This is a genomic window from Sinorhizobium glycinis, assembly GCF_001651865.1.
GTDB classification, from domain to species: domain Bacteria; phylum Pseudomonadota; class Alphaproteobacteria; order Rhizobiales; family Rhizobiaceae; genus Sinorhizobium; species Sinorhizobium glycinis.
In genome coordinates this window covers 19,933-32,509 of the sequence record NZ_LPUX01000064.1, presented here as the reverse complement: position 1 = coordinate 32,509, position 12,577 = coordinate 19,933, and the positions used below count along the sequence as shown (strand labels likewise).

Annotated in this window: 13 protein-coding genes; 8 read left to right on the top strand and 5 right to left on the bottom strand. The window is 63.4% G+C overall.

Annotated elements, in window-relative coordinates; genetic code table 11:
* The first annotated feature begins 115 nt into the window (after window positions 1–115).
* The 5 genes from AU381_RS20100 (at window position 116) to AU381_RS20080 (ending at window position 3,608) form a co-directional block, all read left to right on the top strand.
* Window positions 116–778, top strand: a complete 663-nt coding sequence (locus AU381_RS20100; protein ID WP_064244150.1) for an amino acid ABC transporter permease — start codon at window positions 116–118, stop codon at window positions 776–778.
* Between the two features lie 5 nt (window positions 779–783).
* Window positions 784–1,443 carry an amino acid ABC transporter permease gene (locus tag AU381_RS20095; protein WP_064243507.1) on the top strand — a complete coding sequence of 220 codons (660 nt, stop codon included), beginning with the start codon at window positions 784–786 and terminating at the stop codon, window positions 1,441–1,443.
* 14 nt (window positions 1,444–1,457) lie between these two features.
* Complete coding sequence (locus tag AU381_RS20090; RefSeq protein WP_064243506.1) at window positions 1,458–2,225, top strand: amino acid ABC transporter ATP-binding protein; 768 nt, start codon at window positions 1,458–1,460, stop codon at window positions 2,223–2,225.
* A 137-nt stretch (window positions 2,226–2,362) separates the two neighbouring features.
* A complete protein-coding gene (locus AU381_RS20085; RefSeq protein WP_064243505.1) occupies window positions 2,363–2,746 on the top strand; it encodes a RidA family protein in 384 nt (127 codons plus the stop codon).
* Between the two features lie 49 nt (window positions 2,747–2,795).
* Window positions 2,796–3,608: an IclR family transcriptional regulator gene (locus AU381_RS20080; protein ID WP_064243504.1), complete on the top strand. Its 813-nt coding sequence runs from the start codon at window positions 2,796–2,798 to the stop codon at window positions 3,606–3,608.
* 75 nt (window positions 3,609–3,683) lie between these two features.
* Here the strand turns inward: AU381_RS20080 and AU381_RS20075 are convergent, their stop codons facing one another.
* From AU381_RS20075 to AU381_RS20055, 5 genes are all read right to left on the bottom strand, one after another.
* Entirely contained in the window at window positions 3,684–4,469 is a 786-nt protein-coding gene (locus tag AU381_RS20075; RefSeq protein WP_064243503.1) for an SDR family oxidoreductase, read from the bottom strand.
* Between the two features lie 50 nt (window positions 4,470–4,519).
* Window positions 4,520–5,470, bottom strand: a complete 951-nt coding sequence (locus AU381_RS20070) for a sugar-binding transcriptional regulator (RefSeq protein ID WP_064243502.1) — start codon at window positions 5,468–5,470, stop codon at window positions 4,520–4,522.
* A 22-nt stretch (window positions 5,471–5,492) separates the two neighbouring features.
* On the bottom strand, window positions 5,493–6,962 hold the full coding sequence (locus tag AU381_RS20065) for an FGGY family carbohydrate kinase (protein ID WP_064243501.1): 1,470 nt from the start codon (window positions 6,960–6,962) through the stop codon (window positions 5,493–5,495).
* Window positions 6,963–7,043: 81 nt separating this feature from the next.
* Window positions 7,044–8,012 carry a transketolase family protein gene (locus AU381_RS20060; RefSeq protein ID WP_064243500.1) on the bottom strand — a complete coding sequence of 323 codons (969 nt, stop codon included), beginning with the start codon at window positions 8,010–8,012 and terminating at the stop codon, window positions 7,044–7,046.
* Complete coding sequence (locus AU381_RS20055; protein WP_064243499.1) at window positions 8,012–8,821, bottom strand: transketolase; 810 nt, start codon at window positions 8,819–8,821, stop codon at window positions 8,012–8,014. Before AU381_RS20055 ends, AU381_RS20060 begins: the two co-directional genes overlap by 1 nt.
* 197 nt (window positions 8,822–9,018) lie before the next feature.
* Here AU381_RS20055 and AU381_RS20050 point away from each other — a divergent pair, with 197 nt between their 5' ends.
* The 3 genes from AU381_RS20050 to AU381_RS20040 all read left to right on the top strand — a co-directional run bounded on the left by AU381_RS20050 (window position 9,019) and on the right by AU381_RS20040 (window position 12,577).
* On the top strand, window positions 9,019–9,993 hold the full coding sequence (locus tag AU381_RS20050; protein WP_064243498.1) for an ABC transporter permease: 975 nt from the start codon (window positions 9,019–9,021) through the stop codon (window positions 9,991–9,993).
* Between the two features lie 129 nt (window positions 9,994–10,122).
* The gene (locus tag AU381_RS20045; RefSeq protein ID WP_064244149.1) at window positions 10,123–11,061 is read left to right on the top strand and encodes a substrate-binding domain-containing protein; all 939 of its coding nucleotides are present in this window, start codon (window positions 10,123–10,125) and stop codon (window positions 11,059–11,061) included.
* A gap of 34 nt (window positions 11,062–11,095) precedes the next feature.
* Window positions 11,096–12,577 carry a sugar ABC transporter ATP-binding protein gene (locus AU381_RS20040; RefSeq protein ID WP_162273452.1) on the top strand — a complete coding sequence of 494 codons (1,482 nt, stop codon included), beginning with the start codon at window positions 11,096–11,098 and terminating at the stop codon, window positions 12,575–12,577.

Below are 12,577 nucleotides of genomic sequence, written 5' to 3'. Positions count from 1 at the left end.
TGCTGCATGTCTTTGTCCTTAAATCGACGTCGATTTAAGGAGACATGCAGCAGTCATCGGCGGCTCCGTCTACCGGCGGGGCTGCCTTGACTGATGCATAGCAATGGCTGCGCCCATGACCTATTCATTGAACTTCGCGGCTGTCTGGCGCTCGTTCGACCTGCTTCTGCAGGGACTGGCGCTCAGCCTTGGCCTCGCGATCGTGGCGATCCCCGCCGGTTGCTTGATCGGGCTGATCACCGCCTTCGGTCTCGTTTCGAAGAGTGTCCTCTTGCGCAAGCCGGCTGGCCTCTACGTGACGGTCATCCGCAACACGCCCATCCTCGTTCTCGTGCTCTTCAGCTACTTCGCCCTTCCGGAGCTCGGCGTTCGGCTCGGCAAGATCGAGAGCTTCGTGCTGACGCTCGCCATCTATTCCGGCGCCTATCTTGCCGAAGTGTTCCGCGGCGGCCTCATCGCCGTGCCGCCGGGTCAGCGCGAGGCGGGGCTGGCGATCGGGCTCACGGAAATGCAGATCCGCACCTCGATCATCATCCCACTGATGCTGCGCAACGTTTTGCCGTCGCTCGGCAGCACGATGATCTCGCTGTTCAAGGACACCTCGCTCGCGGCCGCGATCGCCGTGCCGGAGCTCACCTTCGAAGCGCGCAAGATCAATGTCGAGACCTTCCGCGTCATCGAGACCTGGATCGTCGCAAGCTGCCTTTACGTCGCAACCTGTTCGCTCTTGGCCGCGCTGATGCGCGCCGTCGAGCGGCGGCTCGCGGTTCCGAGGTGATCGCCATGGATTTCGGTTTTCTCGATCAGCTCTGGGTCGCCCGCATTCCGCTCCTCAAGGGGCTTGGCGCATCGATCTCGATCTCGCTCCTTTCGATCGTCGTCGGCACCGTTCTCGGCGTCTTCGTCGGACTGGCGCTCACCTACGGCTACAGGCCGCTGAAGTGGCTGGTACGCGGCTATACGGACTTCATCCGCGGCACGCCGGTGCTCGTCCTCGTCCTTGCAAGCTATTATGTTCTGAGCACCGTCGGCATCGATCTCGGGCCGTTCCAGGCAGGCGTGCTTGCACTCGCCGTCTTCTGCAGCTCGCATGTCGGAGAACTGGTGCGCGGCGCGCTGCAGTCGATCCCCAAGGGACAGACCGAGGCTGCCAAGGCGATCGGGCTCACCTTCCCGCAAACCTTCGCCTATGTGCTGGGGCCGCAGGCCTTGCGCCAGGCGCTGCCGGCCTGGGTCAACACTGCCGCCGAGATGGTCAAGGCGTCGACGCTGCTGTCGATCATCGGCGTCGGGGAACTGCTCTTGCGCACCCAGGAGGTGATCTCCCGCACCTTCATGAGCCTCGAATTCTATTTCTTCGCGGGCTTCCTCTATTTCGTCATCAATTACGGCATCGGACGCTTCGGCCGCTACGTCGAGCGCAAGACCGCCGTCCCATCGTGAGGCTTCGCAACCCGATGACCAATCTTCTTGAAATCCGCGACCTTCACAAGCGCTACGGCACGGTCGAGGTGCTGAAGGGCGTCGATTGCTCGATGCGCCAGGGCGAGGTGATCAGCATCATCGGCTCCAGCGGCTCCGGCAAGACGACAATGCTCCGCTGCATCAACATGCTCGAAGAATTCCAGGGCGGCACGATCTCGATCGACGGCCAGGAAATCGGCTACCAGACGGTGGGCGGGGTGCGCCGCCGCAAGCCGGAACGCGAGATCGCCCGTCAGCGGGCGCTTACCGGCATGGCCTTCCAGCAGTTCAACCTGTTCCCGCATATGAGTGCCGCCGGAAACGTCATGCTGGGGCTCGTCAAGGTGAAGAAGATGAGCCGCGAGGAGGCGCGGGCGGTCGCCGAGAAATGGCTCGACCGCGTCGGCCTGCTTTCGCGCATCGATCATTATCCCGGCCAGCTTTCCGGCGGCCAGCAGCAGCGCGTCGCGATCGCCCGCGCCATCGCCATGAACCCGAAGCTGATGCTCTTCGACGAGGTGACTTCGGCGCTCGACCCCGAGCTCGTCAACGAGGTGCTGCAGGTGATCAAGGCGCTCGCGGATGACGGCATGAGCATGCTCATCGTCACCCATGAGATGCGCTTTGCCTATGAGGTCTCGTCGCGGGTGATCTTCATGAACCAGGGGCGCATCGGCGAGGAGGGCAATCCCCGCGAAATGTTCCTGAAGCCGAAGACCGAGCGGCTGGCGGAATTTCTGAAAACCTCGACGTTCAACTGACCAGAGCGGGATGAGGAAAAGTGTGCGCGGTTTTCCGCCCGCATCCCGCTCTAAACATAGAGCCGATCGCTATGATTTTTGGTCGATACGACCAAAAATCATCGTGATCAAAGTGCAATGAAGAAGTGGAGTGTAGTGTGACGATCAAGCGTTTTGGAACGGGAGAAACCGGTGCCGGCAAGCAGCCCTTGCCCTTTGCGCGCGCCGTCGAGGCGAATGGCTGGCTCTATGTTTCGGGGCAGGTCGCCATGGAGAAGGGCGAGATCATCGGCGGCGGCATCGTCGCCGAAAGCCGCAAGGCGATCGAGAACATGATCGCCATCCTGCATGAGGCGGAATACGGTCTCGAGGACGTGGTCAGGGTCGGCGTCTGGCTCGACGACCCGCGGGACTTCTGGACGTTCAACGGCATCTACGCGGAATATTTCGGCCGAAACCCGCCGGCGCGCGCCTGCGTGCAGTCCCGCATGATGGTCGATTGCAAGGTCGAAGTTGACTGCGTCGCCTACAAGGCTAAATGAGGTGGAGCCGGCCCGTTCACAGTGAGGCCGCTGATAGGATCGAGTGCGCATGGCTGAAGCGGAAGACACGATCAATCGCAGAGCACGGGGTCTCGACCGGGCGTTCGAGATCCTCGATTTTCTGCGCCTGCAGCGTCAGCCGCTCCGCCCGAACGAAATAGCCCAGGGGATCGGCGCGCCGCGCTCTTCGGTCTATGAGCTCGTCAACCTGCTCCTCCGTCAAGGCGTGATCGAATACCGCGGCGACGATGGCCGCGTCTTCCTCGGCCGCAAGCTCTATTTCCTCGGCGCGGCCTATGCGGAGCAGTTCGACTTGATGCGCGAGTGCGAGCATCTGCTTGCAAGAGTCGCCGAGGAGACGCGCGAAACGGCGCAGATGTGCCAGCTCGAGGGCAACAAATACGCCGTCGTCCTGATGAACGAGGGCAGCCGTCCCTTCCGCATCTCCACCAATATCGGCGAGGCAGTCGCCATTCCGTGGACCGCCTCCGGCCGGCTGCTCGTCGACCACATGAGCGACGAGGAGATCCTGGCCTTCATCCCGGACGAGGATTTCCTGCTGCCGAACGGCAAGCGCCTCGATCCGGCCGAATTCATCTCCCAGGTGCGCGAGGCCAAGAAGGACGGCTACTTCACCTTTAACAGCATCGTCGACAGCTTCACCCATTGCTTTGCCGTGCCGGTCTATGACTCGGATGAAATCTGCATCGCGACTCTCTGCCTCGTCGCGCCAAAGGAGGACGGCTTGCGCAATCGCGAGGACTATCTTCGCGTGCTTCTCGATGCGGCGGGCGAACTCTCGGAGAAGCTTGGCTATCGGCAGGACCGTGCGGCCACAGTTCGGGCCGCGACCGCTCGCTAGACCGGCATGACGAAAAAATTGTGCGCGGGTTTCCGCAGCGGGCAGGCTGATGGGCTGATGGGCTTCCCGCCGGTCTCAGGACATGATCAAGCCACCATCCACGTTGATCGTCTGTCCCGTGATGTAAGCGGCATCCTCCGAGGCAAGAAAGGCGACGAGGGCGCCTACTTCGGCAGGCGTCCCCGCCCGTCCCATCGGGATGCCGCGGACCCATTCGGCCATGAGTTCGCCCGGACCGTATTCGCCGAGCATCTGGCCCCAGACACGGTCATTGTAGTCCCACATTTCGGTGTGGATGATGCCGGGACAGATTGCGTTGGCGGTGATGCCCTCGCGGGCGAGCTCCTTGGCAAGGCTTTGCGTCAGGCCGACGACGCCAAACTTCGAGGCGGCATAGTGCGGGGTGTAGATGAAACCCTGGCGGGCCTGACCGGAGGCGGTGTTGATCAGGCGGCCCTTCGTGCCGCTGGCCCGGAAGCGGCGGATCGCCTCCTGGCAGCACAGGAATACGCCCTTGGTGTTGACGTCGAGGTTCAGGTCCCATTCGCGCTCGGTAAGGTCCTCGACCTTGGCGATGGTGATGACGCCGGCATTCTGCACGGAAACGGAGATGGCGCCGAGCTTCGCCTCGGCTTCGCCGTAGGCCTCCTGCACGGCCCTGGCGTCGGTCACGTCCAGCACGACGCCGATCACTTCTGCGCCGGTTTCCTCAGCGAGCGCTGCGGCGGCTGCCGGCGTGTCGTTCTCGATCGCGGCGATGGCGACCTTTGCCCCCTCCTCGGCGAAGCGCTTGGCGACGCCGCGGCCGATCCCCTTGTTGCCCCCGGTGACGAAAACCGTCTGGCCTGCAAAACGTCTCATGGTCTCTTCCTCAATAACGCGCAGCAGGCCGAAGGGTGATCTCGGAGAGATCAGGCCGTGAGCCGAGCTGCAGTGAACTTGTCGGTGACAAGCACATTGATGACGCCGAGCCTCAGGGCGCCGGCGATGGCCTGGGTTTTCGATTCTCCGCCCGCCAAGGCCATGACGCGGTCGGCTTTCCTGAGGTCTTCCAGCGAAATGCCGATGACCCTATCGTTGAGCGGCGTTTCGACCGGCTTTCCGTCCTTGTCGTAGAACCGGTAGGAAATCTCGCCGACGGCGCCGGCCTCGTGCAGCATCGCCATTTCCTGGCGGGAGAAGGTATTGCCGGAGCGGGCGAGGAGTTCGGACGGCTCCACCGCACCGATGCCGACGATCGCAAGGCTGAGGCGGCTGAAGAGGTCCATGGTCTCGCGCACGACCGGGTCGGCCAGCATGACGAGTTTTGCCTCACGCGAGGAGGTGATGCCCTGGACGAGAAGCAGCCGAGGCTCGCCGCCGGTCAGCCTGGCGAGACGCGCCGTCAACTGCGTGGCGTGGGTTTGGACCGACGCGTCCCCCATGCCGCCCAGGATCTGCACGATGTATTTGGCCTTGGCGTTCTTGAGCGGGTGGATGTTGTCTACCATGCGCAGGATCGTCTGGCTCCAGCTCGAGACGCCGATGATCTCGTCCTGCTGCAGGGTAACCTCGACGAAATGGGCGGCCGCCTCGCCGATCCGCGCCATGATCGCGCCGTCGCGGTCCTCGGAACAGTCGATGACGATCGCCTCTGTCAGGCCGTATCGGTCGCGCAGCGCGGTTTCGAGTTCGGCGAAGGTGCCCGGCGGCGGAAAGACGGTGGTGCGGACGATATCTTCCTGCTCGGCCCGCTTCAGCATGCGCGAAACGGTCGCCTGCGACATGTGCATGATCTCGGCAATCTCTGCCTGCCGCTTGCCTTCGATATGATACATCTGAGCAACTCGGGCGATCAGTCGCAGCTCGTTGAGCCGTCCCATGGGGTCCTCCAGGCGTGAATTTTTATTCACTCATAGTTGAAGGAGCCGAAAGGGTCGAGCGGTAGATTGCCTCCTGCCAGACCAGAAGCCGTTCTGTGGCGTCGGAAGCACGCGGAATGACAAGGTTGCCGGCGCGCGGCAGGGCCGCAATGGCGGCAAGATCGGGCCAGACGCCCAGCGAAAGGCCCGCGAGATAGGCCGCGCCAAGGGCGGAGGCCTCGGGCGCGTCGCACTGGATGACGACGTGGTTCAGGGTGTCGGCCACGCACTGCATCAGGAAGGTGTTCCTGCTCGGACCGCCATCCGCAAAGAGCCGACCGAGCGGCGTCGGCGATTGCGCCGACATGGCCTTGAAGACGTCATGGACCTGGAAGGCCATCGAATCCGTGACCGCGCGCGCCATCTGGGCGCGGGTGGTGTTGAAGGTGATGCCGGAGAACAGCGCCCTTGCATCGGCCTGCCAATAGGGCGCGCCGAGGCCTACGAAGGCCGGCACGAAGCCGGGCCCGCCGGGCTCGGCTGTTGCGGCAAGATCGGTCAAGGCCTGCACATCGGAGAGGCCGAGCATCTCGACCATCCATGGCAGCGCCGCGGCCGAGACGAGAATATTGCCCTCGAAGGCATAGGTCGGCTGGCCGCCGATCGACCAGGCTATCGTCGTGGTGATGCCCTGCTCAGGCGCGATGAAGCGGGGCAGCGTCGTCATGACCGAAGAGCCGGTTCCGAAGGTCACCTTGCCGTCGCCGGGATTGAACGCGCCGTGCCCGAAGAGAGCGGCATGGCTGTCGCCGATGGCCGAGGCGATCGGGATGCCGTCCCTGAGGCCCGGCACGTTCCGGGTCACGCCGAAGCGGGACGCACTGTCGCGCACCTCGGGAAGGGTGGACTTCGACACGCCGAAGAGGTCGCAGAGTTCGTCGCTCCAGACCTGGCGGTTGAGGTCGTAGAGCTGGCTGCGGGCGGCATTGGAGGCGTCGCAGGCATGGACCGCGCCATCCGTGAAGCAATGGATCAGCCAGGCGTCGATCGTCCCCAGCCGGACCTCGTGGCCCGCGGGCGCGCGATCGAGCAGCCATTTCATCTTGGGACCGGGGAACATCGGGTCGATGGGCAGGCCGGTGAGCGCCTGAATCCGTGCGGCATGGCCGGCCGCGTTCAGTTCGGCGCAGGCCGGTGCGCTGCGGCGGCATTGCCAGCTCACCACCGGGCCAAGCGGCTCGCCCGTTGCGGCATCCCAGATGGTGACCGACTCGCGCTGGTTGGAAATCGCAATACCGAGGATGTCGACATCAGGGCCTGCCTGCAGGCAGGCGGCGATCGCCTCCCTCACAGATTCCCAGATGCGTGACGGGCCCTGTTCCACCCAGCCGGGCTGCGGGTGCTCGATGCCGACCGGAGACGAGCCGCGCGACAGGATTTCCCCGGTCGTCGAAACGAGCACGGCCTTGGAATTCGTGGTGCCCTGGTCGATGGCGAGAATGGCGGTCGTCATGGCGGCTCCGGCAGGCAGATATTGGGGGCGCGGCGACAGGGAGGGTTTGCCGCGCCCGGCACGGGATCTAAACGCGCAGTATCAGATGCGTGAAGACTTCCGTGCAATCAGCGTAACCGCGGCTTCGGCGATGGCGGCAGGGGACATGCCGAATTCGTCGAGCAGGAACTCGGCCGAGCCGGTGGGGGCGAAGATGCCCGGAACGCCGAGGATCTTCATCGGCACGGGAGCTTCGGCAACAACGGATTCGGCAATGGCCGAACCGAGGCCGCCGAAGGTGGAATGTTCTTCCGCCGTCAGGATGGCGCCCGTTTCGCGGGCGGCGGCGACCACCGCCTCGACGTCGATCGGGCGCACCGTCGCCATGTTCAGGACGCGCGCCTCTATCCCTTGCCCGGCCAGGAGGTCGGCCGCCTTCAGCATGCGGTGGGTCAGCGTGCCGTTGGCGATGAGGGTGATGGCGTCGCCATCACGCAGCTGGTTGGCCTTGCCGAGCTCAAACCTGTGTCCGGCCGGCAGCAGGTCCGGAACCCCGACGCGCGACAGGCGGAGGAACACCGGCCCCTCGTAGTGGGCCGCCCATTCCACGGCCGCGGCCGTTTCGATCGAGTCGCAGGGCGCGATCACCGGCAGGTTCGGCAGCACCCGGGTCCAGGCGAAGTCCTCGATCGAATGGTGCGTCGGCCCAAGCTCGCCATAGGCCATACCGGAGGATATGCCGATCAGTTTCACATTGGCGTTGGAATAGGCGATATCGGCCTTGATCTGCTCCAGCGAACGGCCGGTCAGGAAGCAGGAGGCGCCGCAGACGAAGGGCAGCAGCCCGCCATTGGCAAGTCCGGCGCCGACGCCCACCATGTTTTGTTCGGCAATGCCGACATTGACCAGGCGCTCCGGCCATCTGGACTTGAACCCTCCCAGCTTGGACGAGCCGACCGAGTCATTGCAGACCGCCACGACCCTGGGATTGTCCGCACCGAGGCGCTCCAGCACGGCAACGAAGGCGTCGCGGCAGTCGTGCAGCTTGGGAGAGGTGATCACGTCTTTCATCACTGGGTCTCCGAAAGCTCGGCAAGGGCGATCTGATATTGTTCGGCATTCGGCACCTTATGGTGCCAGTCGACCTTGTCCTGCATGAAGGAAATGCCGTGGCCCTTGTTGGTATGGGCGACGATCGCGTGCGGTCGGCTGCCGCGGCGCTCCAGTGCCGGAACGATTTCGTCCATGTCGTTGCCATTGATCTCGGTGACATCCCAGCCGAAGGCCTCGAGCTTGGTGGGGAAGGGGGCGAGATTGTTGGTATCCTTCAGCGTGGCGCCCTGCTGGAAGCGGTTGTGGTCGATGATCAGCGTCAGATTGTCGAGTTCGAACTGGGCTGCAGCGGCGATCGCCTCCCAGTTCGATCCCTCCTGCATCTCGCCGTCACCCGTGAGCACATAGGTGTGGTACTCGGCGCCGGTCAGCTTGGCGGCCTTTGCCATGCCGACCGCAACCGGCAGGCCGTGGCCGAGCGGGCCGGTATTCGTCTCCACGCCCGGAACCTTGGTGCAATTCGGGTGCCCGTTCAGTCGCGAATGCGGCTTCAGGAACGTGCTGATTTCTTCTTCTGGCAGGAAGCCGCGCTTGGCGAGCGTCACATAGAAGGCCAGCGCGACGTGCCCCTTCGAGAGCACGAAACGATCGCGGTCCGGATGCTTCGGCTGATCGGGCCAGATGCGCAGCACGCGGAAATAGAGCGCCGTCAGAATGTCGATCGCCGACATTTCCCCGCCGATATGGCCGGCGCCGGCTTCGAAAACCGCCTGCAGATCGCGAAGTCGGATCTGTCGAGCGATGCGGTCGAGATCGTTCGGCTGCATGAAACCCTCATAGTGAATAAATATACATTCCGATATATAATTGCACGCCATGGCGGCATGTCAAGATCGACGGCGTAGGAAAGGATGCGACGATCATGTTGACATGGTGCTGACGGATCATGTACGAATTTACAGACAGCAATGAATAATTATGCCATGGTTGGGCGAGGAAGCCGGGATAGCGGGAGGAGGGCGCCATGCTTGCGACAGCGACGGAGCGGCAAGGATTCGCGGGCGGGATGTTCGCGTCGGTGCGGGGGGCCACGGGTCCGCTGATCGGACTCATTGTCCTGTGTCTGTTTCTCACCTTCGCCAGCGACAAGTTCCTTTCGATCAGGAACTTCCTGAACGTGCTCGATCAGATCACGGTGCTTGGCATCATGGCCGTCGGCATGACGATGGTCATCCTGATCGGCGGCATTGACCTTGCCGTTGGCTCGGTCATGGCGATTGCGATGATGGTCCTCGGCTATCTGAACGTCGTTGCCGGCGTGCCGATGTGGCTGGCCATCCCGCTCGCCCTGCTGGTCGCTTCGCTGAACGGTCTGATCGCCGGCCTTCTCATCACGCGCTTCAATGTGCCGGCCTTTATCGCGACGCTTGCCATGATGTCGATTGCCCGAGGCCTCGCGAACATGATCACCGACGGCCAGCAGATCATCGGCTTTCCCGCCTGGTTCAACATGATGGCCATCGTGCGCTTCGGCGGCTTCCTCACGCTGACGGTCGCGGTGATGCTGGTGGTCTTCGTCGTTGGCCTCCTCTACCAGCGCTATCGCCACGGCGGGCGCGTGCTCTACGCCATCGGCGGCAATGCCGAAGTAGCGCGGCTTGCAGGGATCAATGTCCAGCGGGCGACGGTGCTTGTCTACGTCGTGTGCAGCTTCCTGGCGGGGCTGTCCGGCATGGTTCTGGCGGCGCGGCTCGACTCGGTCCAGCCCTCGTCCGGTGTCTCCTACGAGCTCGACGCGATCGCGGCGGTGGTCATCGGCGGCACATCGCTGTCTGGCGGCACGGGCGGTATCGGCGGCACCATCATTGGCGTGCTCATCATCGGCATTCTGCGCAATGGCCTCAACCTGCTGAGCGTATCCCCGTTCATGCAGCAGGTGATCATCGGCGGCGTCATCGTGCTGGCGGTCACCGCCGAGACCTATCGCAAGCGGAAATAGCCCCTGTTCATCCCGCTTGCGGAAACGCCGGCGGGGCAGCGAAAACGGTCAGCAATGGTGCGGGCCGGCAAAAGGGAGGTGGAATCCTGCAAAGCCAGGAAATCCATCAAACAACTCGGAGGAGAAACCATGAAATTGACCAACCTGCTGCTGGTGGCGACCACCGCTGCGGTCCTGATGTCCCCGCTCGGTGCATCCGCCGCGGAGGTCAAGAAGATCGGCCTCGCCGTTCCGAACCTTCAGGCGGACTTCTTCAACCAGATCAAGCTCGGCGTCGAGAAATACGCGAAGGAAAAGGGCATCGATGTCGTCGTCGTCGACGCGAAGAACGACACAGCGACCCAAGTCAACCAGGTTCAGGACCTGATGACGCAGGACATCAACGCGTTCATCTACATCCCGGCAGGTGCGGCCGCGGCCGCCGTGCCGACCCGCCTTGCCCGTGAAGCCGGCATTCCGGTAATCAATGTCGACCGTGTTCCGGAAGGCGCGCCGGGCGATACTTTCATCGCCGGCGAGAGCGTCGAATCGGCCTATGCCGTCTGCAAGCACATCATCGAAAAGGCTGGCGGCTCGGGCAAGATGGCGATCATTCACGGCCAGAAGGGCACGACGCCGGAAGTCGACCGCTTCACGGGCTGCAAGCGCGCCATCGACGAGGCTCCGGGCGTGGAACTCGTCGCTCAGCAGTGGAGCAACATGTGGTCGGCGGACGAAGGCTTCTCGATCGCGCAGAACATGTTGCAGGCAAATCCCGACATCAAGATCATCTTCGGCCAGGCCGACGGCCTGGCGATGGGCGCGGCGAAAGCCGTGGACGTTGCCAATCTGTCCGACAAGGTGATCATCGGCGGCTATGACGGCGACGTCTCGGCGCTCGAGTATCTTGCCAAGTGCAAGGGGCCTTTCATCGCCACTGCCACGCAGAGCACGCAGAAGATGGGCGTCCTTGCCGTTGAATCCGCACTCGCCGTGGCTGCTGGCCAGAAGGTGGAAGAGCGGCAGACCCCGAATGCCGTGCTGACGACCTGCGAGAACGCTCCGGAGTTCGTGAAGAGCCATCCGTAATCTGTCTCGACGCTCGAAAGGCAGCGCCATGACCATCCAGTCTCCCATCCTCTCGCTCCGTGGAATCCAGAAGTCCTACGGTCCGATCAGGGTCCTGCACGGTGTCGACCTCGACATCTATCCGGGAGAGGTCGTGGCGCTGCTCGGTGAAAACGGTGCCGGAAAATCGACCCTGTCGAACATCATTTCCGGCACCGTGCAGCCGTCCGCCGGTGACATGACGTGGCTTGGGGCAGCCTATGCTCCGGTCAATCCCCGTGCCGCAATGGACGAGGGGGTCGGCATGATCCATCAGGAGCTGAAGCTGCTGCCGAAGCTCTCGATCGCGGAGAATGTTTTCGTCGGCCGCTATCCGATGAAGGCGGGTCGGGTCGACCGCAGGGCGATGGAGGAACGGGCGCGCAGCGGCCTCAAGCGGCTCGGTCTCGATATCTCGCCCGATCGCCTCGTCGAAGGGCTTTCGACCGGCCGGCAGCAGCTCATCGAAATCGCCAAGGCGCTGACGCTCAATGCCCGCCTGCTGATCCTGGACGAGCCGACCGCCGCGCTGGGCGGCGAAGAAACCCAACTCCTGTTCCAGCAGATCGAGCGACTGAAGGCAGAAGGGGTGGGCATCATCTATATCTCGCACCGTCTGGAGGAGATCCGCCAGATTGCCGACCGCGTCGTCGTCATGCGGGACGGTGCCAAGGTGAAGGAATTCGACAGGGGCGACGTGCCGATCCGAACGATCGTCGAGGCCATGGTCGGGCGCTCGCTCGAACGCATGTTCCCCGCCCTGCCGATACCCCAGGAAGAGGTGACGCTTGAGGTGCGCAATCTCACCTCGCCTACGAATGCATTTCGGAATATCAGTTTTTCAGTCCGCAAGGGCGAAGTTTTCGGCATCGCCGGCCTCATGGGCGCCGGCCGCACCGAACTCGTGCGCGCCATGACCGGCGCCGATCCGATTTCTGGGGGCGAGGTTCTCCTCTATGGCAAGGCCGTCACGCCCCGCTCGCCGATCGACGCGATCCGCAACGGGATGGTTCTCGTGCCGGAGGACCGCAAGCTTCAGGGAGTCGTGCTCGATCATTCGATCGCGGAGAACATCGGCTATGCCAACCTCGGCGAAATCGCCCGCAAGGGCTGGGTTTCCTCCCGGCGTCTGCATCAGGTCGCCGACGAGTACATCAGGAAGTTCGGCGTGAAGGGCCGCGGCCAACAGAACGCCGGCGAGCTTTCCGGTGGCAACCAGCAGAAGGTGGTGCTCGCCAAATGGCTGGCGCGCAAGCCGCAGGTCGTGGTGCTCGACGAACCGACGCGCGGTATCGACGTCGGCGCCCGCTCGTCGATCTACGATCTCATCATGGATCTCGCCCGTCAGGGCGTCGCGGTGATCGTGGTCAGTTCCGATCTCGAAGAGGTTCTCGGCGTCTCGAACCGGATCATGGTCATGGCTCAGGGCAAACAGACCGGTATCCTCAACCGCGAGGACGCGAACGACGTCTCGGTCATGGAACTGGCAACCATCTAA